13 protein-coding genes and 3 rRNA genes are annotated in these 20973 nt (G+C 70.4%); 12 read left to right on the plus strand and 4 right to left on the minus strand.

Annotated features, from left to right (window positions below):
• Positions 1–77 precede the first annotated feature (77 nt).
• Positions 78–1193 carry an LLM class flavin-dependent oxidoreductase gene (locus tag AC0OO9_RS25805; RefSeq protein ID WP_484512993.1) on the plus strand — a complete coding sequence of 372 codons (1116 nt, stop codon included), beginning with the start codon at positions 78–80 and terminating at the stop codon, positions 1191–1193.
• Complete coding sequence (locus AC0OO9_RS25810) at positions 1190–1813, plus strand: FMN reductase (RefSeq protein ID WP_484512994.1); 624 nt, start codon at positions 1190–1192, stop codon at positions 1811–1813. Before AC0OO9_RS25805 ends, AC0OO9_RS25810 begins: the two co-directional genes overlap by 4 nt.
• Before the next feature lie 48 nt (positions 1814–1861).
• Here AC0OO9_RS25810 and AC0OO9_RS25815 read toward each other — a convergent pair whose 3' ends face one another.
• From AC0OO9_RS25815 to AC0OO9_RS25825, 3 genes are all read right to left on the minus strand, one after another.
• The gene (locus AC0OO9_RS25815; protein WP_484512996.1) at positions 1862–2719 is read right to left on the minus strand and encodes a universal stress protein; all 858 of its coding nucleotides are present in this window, start codon (positions 2717–2719) and stop codon (positions 1862–1864) included.
• A gap of 127 nt (positions 2720–2846) precedes the next feature.
• Positions 2847–3743 (minus strand): universal stress protein, encoded by an 897-nt coding sequence (locus AC0OO9_RS25820; RefSeq protein WP_484512998.1) that lies wholly within the window; start codon positions 3741–3743, stop codon positions 2847–2849.
• Between the two features lie 49 nt (positions 3744–3792).
• Positions 3793–6540, minus strand: coding sequence for a cation-translocating P-type ATPase (locus AC0OO9_RS25825; RefSeq protein WP_484513000.1), 2748 nt, complete (start codon positions 6538–6540; stop codon positions 3793–3795).
• Positions 6541–6815: 275 nt separating this feature from the next.
• On the opposite strand from AC0OO9_RS25825, the gene AC0OO9_RS25830 reads away from it, so the two are divergent.
• The 3 genes from AC0OO9_RS25830 to AC0OO9_RS25840 all read left to right on the plus strand — a co-directional run bounded on the left by AC0OO9_RS25830 (position 6816) and on the right by AC0OO9_RS25840 (position 9446).
• Positions 6816–7298, plus strand: coding sequence for a GNAT family N-acetyltransferase (locus AC0OO9_RS25830; protein ID WP_311414705.1), 483 nt, complete (start codon positions 6816–6818; stop codon positions 7296–7298).
• Positions 7299–7350: 52 nt separating this feature from the next.
• The gene (locus AC0OO9_RS25835) at positions 7351–7995 is read left to right on the plus strand and encodes a hypothetical protein (RefSeq protein WP_484513003.1); all 645 of its coding nucleotides are present in this window, start codon (positions 7351–7353) and stop codon (positions 7993–7995) included.
• Between the two features lie 131 nt (positions 7996–8126).
• Positions 8127–9446 (plus strand): hemolysin family protein, encoded by a 1320-nt coding sequence (locus tag AC0OO9_RS25840; protein WP_421458314.1) that lies wholly within the window; start codon positions 8127–8129, stop codon positions 9444–9446.
• A 185-nt stretch (positions 9447–9631) separates the two neighbouring features.
• Here AC0OO9_RS25840 and AC0OO9_RS25845 read toward each other — a convergent pair whose 3' ends face one another.
• Entirely contained in the window at positions 9632–10015 is a 384-nt protein-coding gene (locus tag AC0OO9_RS25845; RefSeq protein ID WP_484518048.1) for a PaaI family thioesterase, read from the minus strand.
• 105 nt (positions 10016–10120) lie between these two features.
• Between AC0OO9_RS25845 and tyrS the strand changes: the two genes are divergently transcribed.
• From tyrS to AC0OO9_RS25880, 7 genes are all read left to right on the plus strand, one after another.
• Positions 10121–11407, plus strand: a complete 1287-nt coding sequence (gene tyrS / locus AC0OO9_RS25850) for a tyrosine--tRNA ligase (RefSeq protein ID WP_484513005.1) — start codon at positions 10121–10123, stop codon at positions 11405–11407.
• A gap of 646 nt (positions 11408–12053) precedes the next feature.
• A 16S ribosomal RNA gene (locus AC0OO9_RS25855) occupies positions 12054–13568 on the plus strand.
• A 375-nt stretch (positions 13569–13943) separates the two neighbouring features.
• Positions 13944–17055, plus strand: a 23S ribosomal RNA gene (locus AC0OO9_RS25860).
• Between the two features lie 87 nt (positions 17056–17142).
• A 5S ribosomal RNA gene (rrf, locus tag AC0OO9_RS25865) occupies positions 17143–17259 on the plus strand.
• Together the 16S, 23S and 5S rRNA genes form the textbook arrangement of a ribosomal RNA operon.
• A 207-nt stretch (positions 17260–17466) precedes the next feature.
• A complete protein-coding gene (locus AC0OO9_RS25870; protein WP_484518123.1) occupies positions 17467–18978 on the plus strand; it encodes a hypothetical protein in 1512 nt (503 codons plus the stop codon).
• Entirely contained in the window at positions 18912–19844 is a 933-nt protein-coding gene (locus AC0OO9_RS25875; RefSeq protein WP_484518049.1) for a tetratricopeptide repeat protein, read from the plus strand. Before AC0OO9_RS25870 ends, AC0OO9_RS25875 begins: the two co-directional genes overlap by 67 nt.
• Positions 19841–20857 carry an HAD-IIA family hydrolase gene (locus tag AC0OO9_RS25880; RefSeq protein ID WP_484513007.1) on the plus strand — a complete coding sequence of 339 codons (1017 nt, stop codon included), beginning with the start codon at positions 19841–19843 and terminating at the stop codon, positions 20855–20857. Before AC0OO9_RS25875 ends, AC0OO9_RS25880 begins: the two co-directional genes overlap by 4 nt.
• Positions 20858–20973 lie beyond the last annotated feature (116 nt).

Below are 20973 nucleotides of genomic sequence, written 5' to 3' on the forward strand. Positions count from 1 at the left end.
TTGACTCGTCAAGCATGTTGTGCGGTGCGTCCGGGAGCCGCAGCGGCCCCGGTCAGGGACAACGCGAGGAGCTGGTCATGCAGTTCGGAGTCTTCACCGTCGGTGACGTCACGGTCGACCCGACCACCGGTCGCGAGCCGACCGAGCATGAGCGGATCAAGGCCATGGTCGCCATCGCGCTCAAGGCCGAGGAGGTCGGCCTCGACGTCTTCGCCACCGGCGAGCACCACAACCCGCCGTTCGTGCCGTCGTCGCCCACCACCATGCTGGGCTTCATCGCCGCCCGCACCGAGCGCCTGCTGCTCTCCACCTCCACCACGCTGATCACCACCAACGACCCGGTGAAGATCGCCGAGGACTACGCGATGCTCCAGCACCTCGCCGACGGGCGGGTGGACCTGATGATGGGGCGCGGCAACACCGGGCCGGTCTACCCGTGGTTCGGCCAGGACATCCGCAACGGCATCCCCCTCGCCATCGAGAACTACGACCTGCTGCACCGGCTCTGGCGCGAGGACGTGGTCGACTGGAAGGGTCGCTTCCGCACCCCGTTGCAGTCGTTCACGTCGACGCCGCGCCCGCTCGACGGCGTGCCGCCGTTCGTCTGGCACGGCTCGATCCGCAGCCCCGAGATCGCCGAGCAGGCCGCCTACTACGGCGACGGCTTCTTCGCCAACCACATCTTCTGGCCGAAGGAGCACACCCAGCGGATGGTCGGGCTCTACCGCCAGCGCTACGCCCACTACGGCCACGGCTCCGCCGACCAGGCCATCGTGGGCCTCGGCGGGCAGGTGTTCATGCGGCGCAACTCGCAGGACGCGGTACGGGAGTTCCGGCCGTACTTCGACAACGCGCCCGTCTACGGGCACGGCCCGTCGCTGGAGGAGTTCACCGCGCAGACCCCGCTGACCGTCGGCAGTCCGCAGCAGGTCATCGACCGCACGCTGGGCTTCCGCGACTACGTCGGCGACTACCAGCGCCAGCTGTTCCTCATGGACCACGCCGGCCTGCCCCTGAAGACCGTGCTGGAGCAGCTCGACCTGCTCGGGGAGGAGGTCGTTCCCGTGCTGCGCAAGGAGTTCGAGTCGCTGCGCCCGGCGCACGTGCCGGCCGCGCCCACCCACGCGTCCCTGCGGGACGCCGCCACCAGCGGCGACGCCGCGGATCGCGCCGGGACGGGAGCGGGCCGATGACCCGCCGCGCCCTCGCCGTGGTGTCGGCCGGGCTGGGGCAGCCCTCGTCGACCCGACTGCTCGCCGACCAGCTCGCCGCGGCCACCCGCGACGAGCTGGCCCGGCGCGGCGACGACGTCGACGTGCGCCCCGTCGAGCTGCGGGAGCACGCCCACGACATCGTCAACCACCTGCTGACCGGCTTCCCGTCACCCGCGCTGCGGGAGGTGCTCGACACGGTCACCGGCGCGGACGGGCTGATCGCCGTCACGCCGATCTTCCACGCCTCGTACAACGGGCTGTTCAAGTCGTTCTTCGACCTGGTCGGGCCCGGCGCGCTCGCGGACCGGCCGGTGCTGGTCGGCGCCACCGGCGGAACGGCCCGGCACTCGCTGGCGCTGGAGCACGCCCTGCGTCCGATGTTCGCCCACCTGCGGTCCGTCGTGGTTCCCACCGCGGTCTTCGCCGCTCCGGAGGACTGGTCCGCCGGGTCCGCCGACGGCGCGCTGCGGGCGCGGATCGCCCGCGCTGGCGGCGAGCTGGCCGATCAGGTCCACCGGCGGCCGGCGTCCACCGGCCCCGCCGACCCGTTCGCCCTCACCACCAGCTTCGACGAGCTGCTCGGCGGCCGGGACCACTGATCGCCGCCGACCCGCCGACCCCGCCCGGGGCCGGCGGGTCGGGGCACGTCAGCGGGCGTGACCGTACGGGCGGGCCACCAGCACCGGGCAGTGCGCGTGCTGCACGAGGGCCTGGCTGACCGAGCCGAGCAGCAGCCCGGCGAACCCGCCCCGGCCCCGGGAGCCGACCACCACCAGCGCCGCGTCCCCGCTGGCCTCGACGAGTGCCTGCTCCGCCTTCGGCGCCCGGAGCACCCGCCCCTCCACGGCCAGCCCCGGGTGGCTGCCCCGGACGGCCGCCGCGGCGGTGGCCAGCAGCTCGGCGGCCCGCGTCTCCGTCGCCTCGTCCGCCGGCTCGCGGTCCGGGGGCTCGACGTGCACCAGCACCAGCCCGTCGCCCCGGCGGGCCGCCTCGTCGGCCGCGTACCCGACCGCCAGCTCGGCGGGCTCCGACCCGTCCACCCCGACCAGCACCGGCCCGGCGACGGGGATCGGCTCCTCGGCGGGGCGCACCACCAGCACCGGGCAGTGCGCGTGGGCGGCCACCTGCGTGCCGACCGAGCCGAGCAGCAGCCCGGCGAAGCCGCCCAGCCCCCGGCTGCCCACCACCACCAGCTCGGCCCGCCGGGACTCCTCCACCAGCGTCGCACCCGGCCCGCCCGCCACCTGGCGTATCTCGACGGTCAGCCCCGGGCAGCGCTCGGCGAGGTCGGCGGCCGTCGTCTCCAACATCTTCTGCGCTTCCTCGGTCGGCGCCGGCAACCCCAGGTCGTACGGGTTGACCGGCACGCCGTAACCGAGCGGATGCAGGTAGCCGTGCACCAGGTGCAGGGGGCGGGACCGCAGCACGGCGGCCCGGGCGGCGTGCTCCGCCGCCAACAGGCTCGCCGGTGATCCGTCCACACCCACCACCACGGGTCGGTTCATGAGCCCTCCCAGAGATCGATCAGGCCATTGTCGACGGGGCACCGCCGACCCGCCGGCATTTGCGTCGACGCCGTCGCGCCGGCCGGGGGAGCGGCCGACGCGACGGCGTCGTGGTGCGGTGACCGGATCAGGACGCGTCGGCCCGCTTCGGGTGCCGCACGATCACCAGCGGGCAGTGCGCGTGGTGCAAAACCGCGTGGCTGACCGAGCCGAGCAGCAGCCCGCCCAGCGCGCCCCGGCCGCGCGCCCCCACGACCACCAGCTGGGCCCTCTTCGACTCCTCCACCAGTACGCCGCCCGGGGAGCCCCGGACCAGCCGGTGCTGCACCGGCACGTCGGGGTAGCGCTCGGCGAAGCCGGCGACGGACTCCGCGAGGGCGCGTTCCTCGTCCGCGGCGTAGGCGTCCAGGTCGTACACCAGGGGCAGGACGTCACCCGGGCCGACCGGCGTGGGATAGAGCCAGGCCTGCACGGCGAGCAGCGGGGCACCCCGGCGGCTCGCCTCCTCGAAGGCGAACGCGACGGCCTCGAGAGAGCACTCGGAACCGTCGACGCCCACCACGACCGGACCGTCGGCGCGCTGTTCGCCGCGCACCACGAGGACGGGGACCTGCGCGTGGGCGGAGACCTGCACGGTGACGGAGCCGAGCAGCAGCCCGGCGAAACCGCCCAGGCCCCGGTGGCCAAGCACCAGCAGGGCGGCGTCCCGGGACTCCTCCAGCAGGACGGGGGTCGCCGCGCCGTCGACCACCACGCCGGTCACCGGCACGTCCGGGGCCGTCTTGGTGGCCTCGGCGATCGCCTCGGCGACGTACCGCTCGGCCTGGTTGCGCAGACCGGCGCCGGCCGGCGCGCCCTCGGCGGCACCGAGCGGGGCGCGCGTCAGGGGCCAGATGAAGGCGTGCACGACCCGCAGCGGACGCTGCCGCTGCGCCGCCTCCCGCGCCGCCGCCCGGACCGCGTCGAGCGCGGCGGCCGAGCCGTCCACACCCACCACGACGGGGGCACCGGTGTTGATGGTCATCGAATCCTCCTTCGTCCACCTTCAGCCTGCTCCGTCCGCACGCTACCCGTCAGAGGCGGTCGTCCCGACCAGCGGGACCTTGGTCCCGAATCGCAGGCTGGCGGTCACCGGCCGGGCCGTCCGACACCGACATGAGCCGCCCGGTCCGACCGACACCGGCCACCGCGTCCGGACCGCGCGCGCCCCCGTCCCGCAGGGGCGCGTCCGTCGGGCCGTCGCCGCCACCCGGGCGGCGGGCCAGCCGCAGCACCAGCCCGGGCAGCACGCTGACGGCGGCGCAGGCCAGCAGCTCCGCCGCGTCGAGCGGCTGCGTGCCGAGCAGCTCCCGCAGTGGCGGCAGCAGCACCCCGGCGACCTGGAGCAGCGCGGAGACCGCCACCGCGACCGGCAGCGCCAGGTTGCCGTGCCGGGCGCCGCGCGGTCGTGGCGCGCGGACCGCGAGCGCCACCCCGAGCTGGGCCAGGCCGAGCACCACGAAGACCACCGACTGCCAGGGCCGGTCCCAGTGCGCGGCGAGCACGCCGGCACCGAGCACCACGGCGGCGATCAGACCGCCGGTGACCAGCACGTCGCGGCCCAGGCCGGCCCCGAGCACCGACTCCGACGGGGAGCGCGGCGCCCGGCGCAGGGTGCCGGGCTCCGCCGGCTCCGCGCCCAGCGCCACTCCCGGCACGCCGTGGGTGAGCAGGTTCACCCAGAGGATCTGCGCCGGCAGCAGCGGTACGGCCAGCCCGAACAGCGGGCCGAGCAGCATCACGGCGATCTCGGCGACCCCGCCCGAGAGCGCGTAGCGCAGGAACCGCCGGATGTTGTCGTAGATGCGGCGGCCCTCGCCGATCGCGGCGGCCACCGTGGACAGGTCGTCGTCGACGAGCACCAGATCGGCGGCCTGCCGGGCGACCTCCGTACCGCCGCCCATCGCCACCCCGATGTCGGCGCGACGCAGCGCGGGGGCGTCGTTCACCCCGTCGCCGGTCATCGCCACCACGTGCCCCCGCGACTGGAGGCCGGCGATGATGTCGAGCTTCTGCTCCGGCTGGGTCCGCGCGAACACCCGCGCCTGCGGGTGCGCCCGCGCCGGGTCGCCGTCGTCCCCGCGTACCACCGGGTCGCCCTCGCGCCACAGCCCCAGCTGGCCGCCGATCGCCGCGGCGGTCGCCGGGTGGTCGCCCGTGACCAGCACCAGCCGGACCCCGGCGTCGTCGAAGCTGCCCGCGATGTCGGCCGCGCCCGCGCGCAGCGGGTCGCCGACGGCGACCAGCCCCACGGGCCGCAGCCCGACCGGGCGGGCGGGATCGGCCGGCGGGGCGTCCACCACGGCGGACGCGACGGCCAGCACCCGCAGCCCCTCGGCGGCCAGCCGGTGCGCGACGGCGGTCAGCTCGGCGATCTCCTCGGCGGAGGCGTCGACAAGCGGCGCGGCCAGCACGTTCTCCGGCGCGCCCTTGCACACCACCAGGTACCGCCGGTCGCAGGAGCGGTGCACGGTGGTCATCCGGCGCAGCTCCTGGTCGAAGGGGTGCTCCGCGACGCGCGGCCACGCCGACCGGGTGAGCTCCGGGTCGAGGCCGCACCGGCCGGCGAAGGCGACCAGGGCCGCCTCCAGCGGGTCGCCGACGGCGGCCCACTCCGGCCGCTCGTCGGTCGGCGGGGCCAGGGTCGCGTCGTTGCAGAGCAGCCCGGCGCGCGCCAGGCGGCGCAGGTCGTCCGGTACGGCCACCGGCGCGCCCCGCAGGTGCACCGCGCCCTGCGGCGCGTAACCGCTGCCGGTGACGCCGTAGCGGGAGCCGCCGGCGGTGACGGCGTGCTGCACCGCCATCCGGCCCTCGGTGAGCGTGCCCGTCTTGTCGGAGGCGATGACGGTGACGGAGCCGAGCGTCTCGACCGCGTGCAGCCGGCGGGGGATGGCCCGCGCCCCGGCCATCCGGCGGGCACCGAGGGCGAGGGCGAGGGTGACGACCGCCGGCAGCGACTCGGGCACGGCCGCCACCACGAGGCTCACCGCGGTGACCGCCATGTCGACCACCGGCCGCCCGCCGACGACGCCGATGACGAAGACCAGCCCCGAGAGCACCACCGCGGCGAAGCCGAGCACCCGACCGAGCGCGGCGAGGCGGCGCTGCAACGGGGTGGCGGCGGGCCGGGTGGACGCCACCAGGGCAGTGATCCGGCCGAGCGCGCTCGCGGCGCCCGTGCGTACCACCGTGCCGGTGGCCCGCCCGGTGGTGACCACGGTCCCCGCGCTGGCCTCCTCGCCCACGGCCCGGGTCACCGGCACCGACTCCCCGGTCAGCGCCGACTCGTCGACGCTCAGCCGGGCCGCCTCGGCGAGCAGCAGGTCGGCCGGGACCACGTCGCCGGCCTCGACCCGCACCAGGTCACCACGGACGAGGTCGGCGGCGGGCAGGACGACGTCCTGACCGTCCCGGACGACCCGGGCGGTCGGCGCGGCGAGCTGGTCCAACGCGGCGATCGCCCGGTCGGCGCGGACCTCCTGGACCACGCCGATGGCGGTGTTCACCAGCACCACCAGCACGATCACCGCGGTGTCCGGGTAGTCGCGCAGCACGGTGGTGACCACGGCGGCGGCCAGCAGCAACGCCACCAGCGGGTCGCTGAGCTGGTGCAGGACGCGCCCGCCCAGACGGCGCCGGGCCGGCGCTACCGCCGCGTTCGGCCCGTCCGCGCGCAGCCGCGCGGCGGCCTCCGCCGAGCTGAGCCCGGCCGCCGGCCTGGTCGACGTGTCAGCGGGCACCGGTACGCCCCCGCGGCCGCCGTTCTCCGCACCGTCCCACATCGCCCTCCGCCCTGCCGGCGCCGTCGCGGCGCACCGTCCCGATCCCACCCTCGTCCCGTCGGACGGCACCGGCCAGGGGAGTTCCGCCCGACTGACCCGGGACCAACGGCCCTGCCGCCCACGGCCGGCGCGCGGGTGCGACGCGGATCCGGCAGCGCCACCGGACGTCCCGGCCAGCGGACGCGGATCCGGCAGCGCTCCCGGGCCACCGGGCGTCCCGGCCAGCCGGGCGGCCAGCGGTCCGGTTGTCGGCGGTCGGCCCTATCCTCGGGCCCGTGACCGCCGAGCTGCGCCTGCGCCCCGTCCGCGACGACGACCTGCCCCACTTCTTCGCCCACGAGCAGGACGTCGAGGCCAACTGGATGGCCGCCTTCGGCCCGGAGGACCCGGCCGACCGGGAGCGCTTCGACGCCCACTGGCGCCGCGTGCGCGCCGACGAGCGCAACGTCCCGCGCACCGTGGTCGTCGGCGACGAGGTCGTCGGCCACGTGGTCGCGTTCCCGGCCGACGGGCGCACCGAGGTCAGCTACTGGATCGACCCGCGACGCTGGGGCCGGGGCCACGCCACCGCGGCGCTCGCCGCGCTGCTGCGCGAGCTGCCCCAACGGCCGGTGCACGCCCGCGCCGCCAAGGACAACCGCGCCTCGCTCGCCGTGCTGCGCAAGTGCGGCTTCGTCGTCATCGGCGAGGACCGGGGCTACGCCAACGGCCGGGGCACCGAGGTGGAGGAATGGGTGCTGGAGCTGGCCGGCGACTGACCCGCCGCCGCCCGCCGGGTCACCGCATCCGCGCGTTCACTACTCTCGCGGGGTGAACTGGCTGGAACTGATCGGCTGGACCGGCTCCGCGCTGCTGGTCTGGTCGCTGCTGCAGACGCGCATCCTCCGGCTGCGTGCCCTGAACCTGGTCGGCTGTCTGATCCTGATCGGTTACAACGCCGCCGAGCAGGTCTGGCCCATGGTCGGGCTGAACGTCGTACTCGCCGTGATCAACGTCTGGTACCTGCGGAGCATGCTCGCCACCCGCCACGACGAGGCCACCTACCAGGTGGTCGAGGTCGGCGTCGACGACCAGTTCCTGGCCCACACGCTGAGTGTGCACGCCGCCGACATCGCCCGGTTCAACCCCGGCTTCCGCTGGCCCCCCGGCACCGCCGCCGAACGCTCGGCGTTCCTGGTCGTACGCGCCGACGAGGTGGTCGGCGTGGTGCTGTCGCACGCCGAGGCCGACGGCGTGGCGCAGGTCGACCTCGACTACGTGACCCGGCGGTTCCGCGACTTCACCCCGGGCGAGTTCGTCTACCGGCGCAGCAGCCTCTTCACCGACCGCGGCTTCCGCCGGGTGATCACCCCGCCCGGCATGGTCGCCCCGTACTACCACCGGCTGGGCTTCCGCCCCGAGGGCCGCTCGTACGCCCTCGACCTGCCCGCCCCACCGGTCGCCGGGCGGATCTGATCACATCCCGCCCGGGGCGAGGATTCGCCGGCCGGTCCGGTGGGCACAGAGTGCCCTACGCCGGCCGGGGCCTTCGGCCGGCGGTGCCCGTCGTGCCGGCGGGCACCTGTCCCGCGTGAGGAGAGCCGGGCGTGCAGAGCATCTGGACCCAACTGGCCCTGGTCGGCGTCCTGGTCGTCCTCAACGCGGTCTTCGCGGGCAGCGAGATGGCCCTGGTTTCGCTGCGGGACAGCCAGATCCAGCGGCTGGAACGCACCAGCCGGGCCGGGCGGGTGCTGGCCCGCCTCGCCAAGGACCCGAACCGCTTCCTGGCCACCATCCAGATCGGGATCACCCTCGCGGGCTTCCTGGCCTCCGCCGCGGCGGCGGTGTCGCTGGCCAAGCCCCTCGTACCGCTCCTCAGCGCGCTCGGCGGCGCCGCCGAGACCGTCGCGATCGTGGCGGTCACCCTGGTGCTGACCTTCGTCACCCTGGTCTTCGGCGAGCTGGCCCCGAAGCGGATCGCCATGCAGGCCGCCGAGCGGTGGGCCCTGCTGGTGGCCCGCCCACTCGACCTGCTCTCCTCCGTGACCCGGCCGGCCGTCTGGGCCCTCGGCGCCACCAGCGACCTGGTGGTACGCCTCGTCGGGCTCAATCCGAAGCACGAGCCCGACGAGATCGGCCCCGACGAGCTGCGGGACATCGTCGCCGGCAACCACGGCTTCACCAAGGAGCAGCGGACCATCATCGCCGGCGCCGTCGAGATCGCCGACCGGCAGCTGCGGGCGGTCCTCGTACCCCGGTTGCAGGTCTTCACGCTCGACAGCGGCACCACGGCGGAGGCCGCGCGGCTGCTGCTGGCCGCCACCGGCCACTCCCGGGCGCCGGTGGTCCGGCACGGCGGCCTCGACGACGCGGTCGGCGTGATCCACCTGCGTGACCTCGTCGGCGTCCCCGACGACCGGCCGGTCGACGAGTGCGCCCGCCCGCCGATGCTGCTGCCGGACTCCCTGCCGGTGGTGGACGCGCTGCGGCAGTTCAAGGCCGAACGCCAGCACATCGCCCTGGTGGTCGACGAGCGGGGCGCGGTCGACGGGATCGTCACCCTGGAGGACATCCTCGAGGAGATCGTCGGGGAGATCTACGACGAGACCGACCGGGACGTGCGCTCTGTGCGCACCGAGCCCGACGGCGCCCTGCTGCTCCCCGGCACCTTCCCCGTGCACGACCTCGTCGATCTGGGCGTCGAGTTGCCCAGCCGTCCCGGCGGCGACTACACCACCATCGCGGGACTCCTGCTCGCCTGCCTCGGCCACATCCCCACCGTGGCGGGGGAGAGCGTCGTCGTGGACGGCTGGGAGCTGGAGGTGACCCGCATCGACCACCGCGCCATCGTCGGGGTCCGGCTGCGCCGGCGGGCCGAGCCGGCGCCCGACGAGGCCGAGGCCGTGCTGGACGAGGCCCGGGGCTGACCGCGTCCCCGCTGCCGCCGTGCGGCAGGCCGGGTCCTCCAGCACGTTGCGGCGGACCACCGCCGGGGTGCGCGTGTCCTCACGCGTCTCGGCCGGCGGTGCCGTCACCGCGCCTCGACCGGTCAGGCCGGGCGCTCGGCGGGTGAGGCCGGACGCTCGGCGGGTCAGGCCAGGCCCTCGGCGGGTCAGGCCGGGTAGAGGTTCTGCAGCCGGACCTGGCCCCGGGCCACGAGCCGGTCGTCGGCGTCGGTGATCTCCACCTGCCAGAGCTGCTGGCTGCGCCCCCGGTGCACGGGGGTGCCCACGGCGGTCAGCTCGCCGTCGCGGACCGCCCGCAGGAAGTCCGTCTGGTTCGACACGCCCACGACGCGCCCGCGCTCGCCGAGCCACAGCGACCCGCCGATGCTGGCGGCCGTCTCGACCACCGAGCAGTACACGCCGCCGTGTTGGATGCCGAACGGCTGGTGCAGCTCGGGGCGGACCTGCCAACGGATCACCACCCGGTCGGCGTCGACCTCGTCGAGCTTGAGGCCGAGCAGCGCGACGAAGCCACCCGTCAGGTCCGGCATCTCCACGGCGTCCCCTCCTTGATCACGGCGTCGCCAGCCTACGCCGCCGGCCACCCGGCAAACCCGGTACGTTCCGTCCCCGGTCATGGGGGACAATCGGTGACCGTGACCGACAGCAGCCCCCCGCCGCCCGGGCGGGACTCCCTGACCGACGACCTGCGGTGGCGGGGCCTGATCCAGGACTCCACCGGCCTCGACGAGCTGCGTGCGCTGCTCGACGGCGGCTCCGCCGCCTACTACGTGGGCTTCGATCCGACGGCGCCGAGCCTGCACGTCGGCCACCTCATGCAGGTCGCCACGGCCCGTCGGCTCCAACTCGCCGGGCACCGGCCGCTGCTGCTCGTCGGCGGCGCGACCGGCCAGATCGGCGACCCGAAGGAGAGCGCCGAGCGGAGCCTCAACCCGCCCGAGGTGGTGGCCGGCTGGGTGGCGCGGATCCGCGACCAGCTCGCCCCCTTCGTCTCGTACGAGGGGGAGAACGCGGCGCACCTGGTCAACAACCTGGACTGGACCGGCGAGATGTCGGTGGTCGAGTTCCTCCGCGACGTCGGCAAGCACTTCCCGGTCAACAAGATGCTGGCCCGGGAGGTGGTGAAGGCGCGGCTGGAGAGCGGCATCAGCTTCACCGAGTTCAGCTACCAGCTGCTCCAGGCGAACGACTTCTTCGAGCTGCACCGCCGGCACGGCTGCCGGCTCCAGTTCGGCGGCTCGGACCAGTGGGGCAACATCACCGCCGGCGTCGACTACGTCCGCCGGCGCGGTGCCGGGCCCGTGCAGGCGTTCACCACGCCGCTGGTGACGAAGTCCGACGGCACGAAGTTCGGCAAGACCGAGGGCGGCGCCATCTGGCTCGACCCCGAGATGACCAGCCCATACGCGTTCTACCAGTTCTGGGTCAACGTCGACGACCGGGACGTGAGTCGCTACCTGCGCTACTTCAGCTTCCGTTCCCGGGAGGAGCTGGAGGCGCTGGAGAAGGAGACCGCCGAGCGTCCGGCGGCCCGGGCGGCGCAGCGTGCGCTCGCCGAGGAGCTGACCACGCTGGTGCACGGCGAGCGGGAGATGGCACAGGCGGTCGCCGCGAGCCAGGCGCTCTTCGGCCGGGGCTCGCTGGACGGGTTGGCGCCGGCGACGCTGCGGGCCGCGCTGACCGAGGCCGGCCTCGTCCACGTCGACGAGCTGCCCGACGTCGCCGGGCTGCTGCGGGACTCCGGGCTGGTGCAGAGCCTCAAGGAGGCGCGTCGGGTGATCGCCGAGGGCGGCGCCTACGTGAACAACACCCGGATCACCGAGACGGACGCCACCGTGGGCCCCGGCGACCTGCTGCACGGCCGGTACCTGGTGCTGCGTCGCGGCAAGCGGTCGTTCGCCGGGGTCGAGCTACGCGGTTAGCCGTACGTTCCAGCACGTGACGTGGGACGCCCCCGGCGGATTTGACGATCGATCCGCCGGGGGCGTAACTTTCTCTCTGCCAGCGCGGAACGGACGAACCGGGGCGAAGTAACCGGAGGCCGGGCGCGGCAACGAGCTTTCGGGGCCGGCGAGTTGCACTCACCGGCCCGTGACCGGGCGGTGCCCCGGATCCGCCGCGAGGCGGATTTGGCGAGGCGGAGCCGACCGGGTAAGGTTCACGGCCGGCAGGGAACCGGGCGAGCTCGCGGGAAACCGCGGAGCGGCCGGTCTGCCGAACTTCCCGAAGGCCGTCGGCGAGAGTCGACGTCATCGGGGTGCCCGGAAAATGGGTTGAAGTGGTGCGGATCGCTACGAAGCGGTTTGACATGGCGGAAACCACCGGGTAACGTAGTAAAAGTGCCCGGCGCGGGAAGCGGCGGGTGTGGTGAACTAAATGCCCCGGGTCGGGTGCTCCACGGTGTGGGGTTTCTGGGCGGTGTGTGGTTGTTCTTTGAGAACTCAACAGGGTGCTTGATAAGCCAGTGCCAATTATGATTTATACCCTGGACTGGTCAGGCTTCGGTTTGGCTGGTCTTGGATTCCTTTGGCAACACTTTTGTTGTCGGGACAGTTTTTCAACAAGTTTTTGTTGGAGAGTTTGATCCTGGCTCAGGACGAACGCTGGCGGCGTGCTTAACACATGCAAGTCGAGCGGAAAGGCCCTTCGGGGTACTCGAGCGGCGAACGGGTGAGTAACACGTGAGCAACCTGCCCTAGGCTTTGGGATAACCCTCGGAAACGGGGGCTAATACCGAATAGGACCACCGGTCGCATGGTTGGTGGTGGAAAGTTTTTCGGCCTGGGATGGGCTCGCGGCCTATCAGCTTGTTGGTGGGGTGATGGCCTACCAAGGCGACGACGGGTAGCCGGCCTGAGAGGGCGACCGGCCACACTGGGACTGAGACACGGCCCAGACTCCTACGGGAGGCAGCAGTGGGGAATATTGCACAATGGGCGGAAGCCTGATGCAGCGACGCCGCGTGAGGGATGACGGCCTTCGGGTTGTAAACCTCTTTCAGCAGGGACGAAGCGTAAGTGACGGTACCTGCAGAAGAAGCACCGGCCAACTACGTGCCAGCAGCCGCGGTAAGACGTAGGGTGCGAGCGTTGTCCGGATTTATTGGGCGTAAAGAGCTCGTAGGCGGCTTGTCGCGTCGACTGTGAAAACCCGCAGCTCAACTGCGGGCCTGCAGTCGATACGGGCAGGCTAGAGTTCGGTAGGGGAGACTGGAATTCCTGGTGTAGCGGTGAAATGCGCAGATATCAGGAGGAACACCGGTGGCGAAGGCGGGTCTCTGGGCCGATACTGACGCTGAGGAGCGAAAGCGTGGGGAGCGAACAGGATTAGATACCCTGGTAGTCCACGCTGTAAACGTTGGGCGCTAGGTGTGGGGGGCCTCTCCGGTTCCCTGTGCCGCAGCTAACGCATTAAGCGCCCCGCCTGGGGAGTACGGCCGCAAGGCTAAAACTCAAAGGAATTGACGGGGGCCCGCACAAGCGGCGGAGCATGCGGATTAATTCGATGCAACGCGAAGAACCTTACCTGGGTTTGACATGGCCGCAAAACCGGCAGAGATGTCGGGTCCTTCGGGGGCGGTCACAGGTGGTGCATGGCTGTCGTCAGCTCGTGTCGTGAGATGTTGGGTTAAGTCCCGCAACGAGCGCAACCCTCGTTCGATGTTGCCAGCGCGTTATGGCGGGGACTCATCGAAGACTGCCGGGGTCAACTCGGAGGAAGGTGGGGATGACGTCAAGTCATCATGCCCCTTATGTCCAGGGCTTCACGCATGCTACAATGGCCGGTACAATGGGCTGCGATACCGTGAGGTGGAGCGAATCCCAAAAAGCCGGTCTCAGTTCGGATCGGGGTCTGCAACTCGACCCCGTGAAGTCGGAGTCGCTAGTAATCGCAGATCAGCAACGCTGCGGTGAATACGTTCCCGGGCCTTGTACACACCGCCCGTCACGTCACGAAAGTCGGCAACACCCGAAGCCGGTGGCCCAACCCTTGTGGAGGGAGCCGTCGAAGGTGGGGCTGGCGATTGGGACGAAGTCGTAACAAGGTAGCCGTACCGGAAGGTGCGGCTGGATCACCTCCTTTCTAAGGAGCACCTTCCGACGAAAGTCGGTAAGGAGCCCGCACTGCCCGAATGTGGTGGTGGGGTGCTCAATGGCGGAGACACTGGTGAGTTGGATGCCGGCAACGGCCGGGATACCTAGTACGGCCATCTTTCGGGGTGGTGTGGAACAGTTCCTCCTGGTGCGGCTGGGGTTTGGCGTAGAGCACCCTGTTGGGTCCTGAAAGAACAACCGGTGGTTGTTTCTTTCGGAGCCATTGCTTCGCCTGTGGGTGGAGCTGGTTGCCAGGCATGGCCTGGTCTCGCATACCGATCACTGTGGTGGTGCTGGTGTGGGGCTGTGGGGTTGTGGGTTGGTCGTTTGTTGAGAATTGCACAGTGGACGCGAGCATCTTTGTGGTCAAGTTGTCAAGGGCGAACGGTGGATGCCTTGGCACCAGGAGCCGATGAAGGACGTGGGAGGCCGCGATAGGCCTGGGGGAGCTGTCAACCAAGCTGTGATCCCAGGGTGTCCGAATGGGGAAACCTGGCTGGAGTCATGTCCAGTCACCCACACCTGAACACATAGGGTGTGTGGGGGGAACGCGGGGAAGTGAAACATCTCAGTACCCGTAGGAAGAGAAAACAAATAGTGATTCCGTGAGTAGTGGCGAGCGAAAGCGGATTGAGGCTAAACCGGCTGCGTGTGATACCTGTCAGGGGTTGCGTGGTTGGGGTTGTGGGACCCTGCTGAATGAGCTGACACTTGTTCGAGAAGTTACAAAGCCAGTTGCTAGCCGAACAGTCTGGAAAGGCTGACCGTAGGCGGTGAGAGTCCGGTAGGTGAAAGTGGCTGGTCTTCTGTGGGTGTTCCCGAGTAGCGGCGGACCCCTGTAATCTGCCGTGAATCTGCCAGGACCACCTGGTAAGCCTAAATACTTCCTGGTGACCGATAGCGGACGAGTACCGTGAGGGAATGGTGAAAAGTACCCCGGGAGGGGAGTGAAATAGTACCTGAAACCGTTCGCCTACAATCCGTCGGAGCCTTGCGGGGTGACGGCGTGCCTTTTGAAGAATGAGCCTGCGAGTTAGTGGCATGTGGCGAGGTTAACCCGTGTGGGGGAGCCGTAGCGAAAGCGAGTCTGAATAGGGCGATTCAGTCGCGTGTCCTAGACCCGAAGCGGAGTGATCTAGCCATGGGCAGGCTGAAGCGCGGGTAAGACCGCGTGGAGGGCCGAACCCACCAACGTTGAAAAGTTGGGGGATGACCTGTGGTTAGGGGTGAAAGGCCAATCAAACTCCGTGATAGCTGGTTCTCCCCGAAATGCATTTAGGTGCAGCGTCGCGTGTTTCTTGCCGGAGGTAGAGCACTGGATGGTCTAGGGGGCCCACAAGCTTACCGAAATCAGCCAAACTCCGAATGCCGGTAAGTGAGAGCGCGGCAGTGAGACTGCGGGGGATAAGCTTCGTAGTCGAGAGGGAAACAGCCCAGATCACCAGCTAAGGCCCCTAAGCGTGTGCTAAGTGGAAAAGGATGTGGGGTCGCATAGACAACCAGGAGGTTGGCTTAGAAGCAGCCACCCTTTAAAGAGTGCGTAATAGCTCACTGGTCAAGTGGTTCCGCGCCGACAATGTAGCGGGGCTCAAGCACACCGCCGAAGCTGTGGCATTCACATTTTAACCACGCAACGCCTTGATGTGTTGTGCAGGTGTGTGGATGGGTAGGGGAGCGTCGTGCCGGGGGTGAAGCAGCGGGGTGACCCAGTTGTGGACGCGGCACGAGTGAGAATGCAGGCATGAGTAGCGAAAGAAGGGTGAGAAACCCTTCCGCCGGATGACCAAGGGTTCCAGGGCCAGGCTAATCCGCCCTGGGTGAGTCGGGACCTAAGGCGAGGCCGAGAGGCGTAGTCGATGGACAACGGGTTGATATTCCCGTACCCGCGAAAGAGCGTCCCTGATGAACCTCGTTGTGCTAACCACCCGAACCGGCTGCGATCTTCGGATCAAGGTTGGGGAGCGTGGGAACCTGGCGGGTAGTAGTCAAGCGATGGGGTGACGCAGGAAGGTAGCTGAGCCCGGCCGGTGGTTGTGCCGGGGTAAGCGTGTAGGCCGGTGTGTAGGCAAATCCGCACGCCATGAAGGCTGAGACGTGATGCCGAGCCGATTCAGGTGAAGTCAGTGATCCTATGCTGCCGAGAAAAGCCTCTAGCGAGTTCTTAGCGGCCCGTACCCCAAACCGACACAGGTGGTCAGGTAGAGAATACCGAGGCGATCGGGCGAACTGTGGTTAAGGAACTCGGCAAATTGCCCCCGTAACTTAGGGAGAAGGGGGGCCGGAGACGTGAAGCCCCGCGCGGGTGGAGCGTTGTATGGCCGCAGAGAGCAGGGGGAAGCGACTGTTTACTAAAAACACAGGTCCATGCGAAGAAGTAATTCGATGTATATGGACTGACGCCTGCCCGGTGCTGGAACGTTAAGGGGACCTGTTAGCTCCTTCGGGGGCGAAGCGGAGAACTTAAGCGCCAGTAAACGGCGGTGGTAACTATAACCATCCTAAGGTAGCGAAATTCCTTGTCGGGTAAGTTCCGACCTGCACGAATGGCGTAACGACTTCCCCACTGTCTCAACCACAGGCCCGGCGAAATTGCATTACGAGTAAAGATGCTCGTTACGCGCGGCAGGACGGAAAGACCCCGGGACCTTTACTATAGCTTGACATTGGTATCCGAATTAGCTTGTGTAGGATAGGTGGGAGCCGGTGAAGTCCATACGCCAGTATGGGTGGAGGCAATCTTGAAATACCACTCTGGTTGATTTGGGTATCTAACTTCGGACCGTTATCCGGTTCAGGGACAGTGTCTGGTGGGTAGTTTAACTGGGGCGGTTGCCTCCTAAAGGGTAACGGAGGCGCCCAAAGGTTCCCTCAGCCTGGTTGGCAATCAGGTGTTGAGTGCAAGTACACAAGGGAGCTTGACTGTGAGACTGACAGGTCGAGCAGGGACGAAAGTCGGGACTAGTGATCCGGCACTTGCGAGTGGAAGCGGTGTCGCTCAACGGATAAAAGGTACCCCGGGGATAACAGGCTGATCTTCCCCAAGAGTCCATATCGACGGGATGGTTTGGCACCTCGATGTCGGCTCGTCGCATCCTGGGGCTGTAGCAGGTCCCAAGGGTTGGGCTGTTCGCCCATTAAAGCGGTACGCGAGCTGGGTTTAGAACGTCGTGAGACAGTTCGGTCCCTATCCGCCGTGCGCGTAGGATACTTGAGAAGGGCTGTCCCTAGTACGAGAGGACCGGGACGGACGAACCTCTGGTGTGCCAGTTGTCCCGCCAGGGGCACGGCTGGTTAGCTACGTTCGGAAGGGATAACCGCTGAAAGCATCTAAGCGGGAAGCTCGCTTCAAGATGAGGTATCCCACCCACCTTTGGTGGGGTAAGGCCCCCAGCTAGACGACTGGGTTGATAGGCCGGAAATGTAAGCCCGGTAACGGGTTCAGTTGACCGGTACTAATAGGCCGAGGACTTGACTACTAAGCTGCTACGCGTCCACTGTGCAACTCACAGCAAACGAACAACAGACCACATTGTGTGTGGTGTTGTTTGATATGTTGATAGAGTTACGGCGGTCATGGCGGAGGGGAAACGCCCGGTTACATTCCGAACCCGGAAGCTAAGCCCTCCAGCGCCGATGGTACTGCACTCGGGAGGGTGTGGGAGAGTAGGACACCGCCGGACAACTTTTCCAGTCGAGGGCCGCCCCATCCCGGGTCGGCCCTCGACTGCGTAGCGTCGTAGGTGACGCAATGAGGAAGGATGTACCTGTGAGTTCAGAATCGCAGGGCGGAGATCGTCCCCGTCGCTACGAAGACCGTTCGGGTGGACGTGAGGGAGCGCCGCGCCGCGAGGACCGGCCCCCGTACCGCGAGGACCGGGGCGGCCAGCGTGGCGGATACGCCGGCGGCGACCGCCGTGACGGCGACTCCCGTGGTGGCGACCGCCGAGAGGGCGGCTTCCGGTCCGGTCCGCGTAACAGCGATTCCCGCGGTGGTGGCGCCCCTCGTCGGGACGCCGGCGACCGCCAGGGCGGCTTCCGCAGCGACCGTGAGGGTTTCCGGGGTGGCGACCGCCGCGAAGGTGGCTTCCGTCGAGACGGTGACGAGCGATCCGGCGGCTACCGTGGCGGCGACCGTCGTGAGGGTGGCGACCGTCCGGGTGGTGGCTTCCGTGGCGGTGACCGCGAGGGTGGCTTCCGTGGTGGCGACCGTCGTGAGGGTGGCGACCGTCCGGGTGGTGGCTTCCGTGGCGGTGACCGCGAGGGCGGTTTCCGCGGTGGCGACCGTCGTGAGGGTGGCGACCGTCCGGGTGGTTTCCGTGGTGGTGACCGCGAGGGCGGTTTCCGTGGTGGGGACCGTCGTGAGGGTGGTTTCCGTTCGGGCCCGCCGCGTGAGGGCGGCTTCCGTCGTGAGGGTGGCGACCGTCCAGGTGGTTTCCGTGGCGGCGATCGCGAGGGCGGTTTCCGCGGTGGCGACCGTCGTGAGGGTGGCGACCGTCCGGGCGGTTTCCGTGGCGGCGATCGCGAGGGCGGTTTCCGTGGTGGGGACCGTCGTGAGGGTGGTTTCCGTTCGGGCCCGCCGCGTGAGGGCGGCTTCCGCCGTGAGGGTGGCGACCGTCCAGGTGGTTTCCGTGGTGGTGACCGCGAGGGCGGCTTCCGTAGCGGTGACCGTCGTGAGGGTGGCGACCGTCCGGGTGGTTTCCGTGGCGGTGACCGCGAAGGTGGCTTCCGTCGTGAGGGTGGCGACCGTCCGGGTGGTTTCCGTGGCGGTGACCGCGAGGGTGGGTTCCGGCGTGAGGGCGGCGACCGTCCGGGTGGTTTCCGGGGCGGTGACCGTGAGGGTGGCTACCGGGGTGGCGACCGTCGTGAGGGTGGCGACCGTTCAGGCGGCTACCGGGGCGGTGACCGCGAAGGTGGCTTCCGTGGCGGCGACCGCGAGGGCGGCTTCCGTGGCGGCGACCGCCGTGAGGGTGGCTTCCGTCGTGAGGGTGGCGACCGTCCGGGTGGTTTCCGTGGTGGCGACCGCGAGGGCGGTTTCCGTCGTGAGGGTGGCGACCGTCCGGGTGGTTTCCGGGGCGGTGACCGTGAGGGCGGTTTCCGTGGCGGCGACCGCCGTGAGGGCGGCGACCGTTCAGGCGGCTACCGGGGCGGCGACCGCGAAGGTGGCTACCGGGGCGGTGACCGCCAGGGGGACCGTCGTGAGGGCGGCTTCCGGGGCGGAGAGCGTCGCGACGAGCGGCGGGAGCGTCCCGAGGCGGAGGGGGAGCGTACGGCGGCCCCCGCGCTGCCCGACGAGATCGTCGCGACCGACCTCGACAAGGACGTCCGGGCCGAGCTGCTCTCGCTGGCGAAGCCGGTCGCCGAGACGGTCGCCCGGCACCTGGTGGCGACCGGTCAGCTGATCGACGAGGACCCGGCCGAGGCGCTGGCGCACGCGCTGGCAGCCCGTCGGCTGGCGTCCCGGATCGCGGCCGTCCGCGAGGCGGTCGGCCTGGCCGCGTACCACGCGGGGGAGTGGCAGACCGCGATCGCGGAGCTGCGTACGTACCACCGGATGAGCGGGTTGCAGAGCCACCTGGCCGTGCTCGCGGACTGCGAGCGGGCGCTGGGCCGGCCCGAGCGGGCGATCGACCTGTTCCGTGGCGCGGACCGGGAGAAGCTGGACCAGGCCGTGGCGACCGAGCTGCTGATCGTGGCGGCCGGGGCGCGCGGCGACCTGGGCCAGAAGGACGCCGCCGTGGCCATGCTCCAGGTCCCCGAGCTGACGAGCGAGACGGCCGAGCCGTGGACGGCCCGGCTGCGGTACGCGTACGCCGACGCGCTGCTCGCGGTCGGTCGTCGTGACGAGGCCCGCGAGTGGTTCTCCCGGGCTGCCGACGTCGACACCGAGGGCGAGACCGACGCCGCCGAGCGGCTGCTGGAGCTCGACGGTGTGGTGATCGAGGGCGACGAGGAGGACGAGGAGTCCGCCGAGGCGATCGCCTCCGGTCCTGGCGCCCCGGGTGCGGTACCGGCCCGGCCGGACGCCGACCTCGCCGGCGACACGGAGTCGACCGACGCCGACGAGGACGAAGGCGAAGACGACAAGGACGACGAGCAGGACGAGGCCGCGGTCGCGGCGGTGCCGTCGGACGACCTGACCGACGACGAGCTGACCGACGACGACGCGGGCAACGTCGCGGCCGGTACGCGCGGCGACGACAGCGGGGCTGCCACCGGCGGTGGCGAGCCCACCGCCTCCGGCGAGTCGGACACCGCGCAGCGATGACGACGGGTGCCGGGGAACGGCTGGTCGACGGGTACGCCCTGGTCGTCTTCGACCTGGACGGCGTGATCTACCTGATCGACCGGCCGGTCCCCGGCGCGGTCGAGGCGGTCGGCCGGCTGCACGCCGAGGGCCGCTCGGTGGCGTACGCGACAAACAACGCCTCGCGCCGCTCCAGCGAGGTGGCCGACCTGCTCACCGGGATGGGCGTGCCCGCCCGGCCCGAGGAGGTGCTCACCTCGGCGGCGGCCGCCGCCGAGCTGCTTCGCGACCAGCTTCCCGCCGGCGCCGCGGTGCTGGTCGTGGGCACCGAGGCTCTGCGGGCCGAGCTGCGCGCGGTCGGGCTGACCCCGGTGTCCCGGGCCGACGAGTCTCCGGTCGCGGTGGTGCAGGGGTTCGGCCCGCAGGTCTGCTGGGCGGACCTGGCCGAGGCGTCGGTGGCCGTACGCGGCGGCGCGACCTGGGTCGCCACCAACACCGACCCGGCCCTGCCCAGCGATCGTGGACCACTGCCGGGCAACGGTGCACTGGTCGCCGTGCTGCGCACCGCGCTGCGCCGGGATCCCGACGTGGTCGTCGGCAAGCCCGAGCCGGCCCTGTTCACCACGGCGGCCCGACGTGCCGGCGAGGGCCGGACGCTGCTGGTCGGCGACCGGCTGGACACCGACATCGAGGGCGCCCGGCGGGCCGGCCTGGACAGTCTGCTGGTGCTCACCGGCGTGAGCGACGCGGCCGAGCTGCTCGCCGCCCCGCCGCACCGCAGGCCGACGTACGTCTCGATGGACCTGGCGGGGCTCTTCGACCCGGCGGCCGTGGTGCGGGTCCCGGGCCCGGCGGACGCCGGCGGATGGTCGGTGGCCGCGCGGGACGACGCGCTGGAGCTGGCCGGGTCGGGGCGCACGCTGGATGCCCTGGCGGCGCTCTGCGCGACCGCCTGGTCGACGCGGCCGGCGCGGATCCGTCCCGGCTCGGCCGAGGCGGAGAAGGCACTGGCCGAACTCGGCCTGTCCGCCTGACGACCGCCGGCACCGAACTCCATCCCGCTGACGTCCGCCGACGCCGAACTCATCCGGCTGACGGCCGATGCCGAACTCCATCCCGCCGACGGCCGCCCGCGTTCCCGGGTCAGGCC

The organism is Micromonospora sp. USAFONa4, assembly GCF_057197825.1.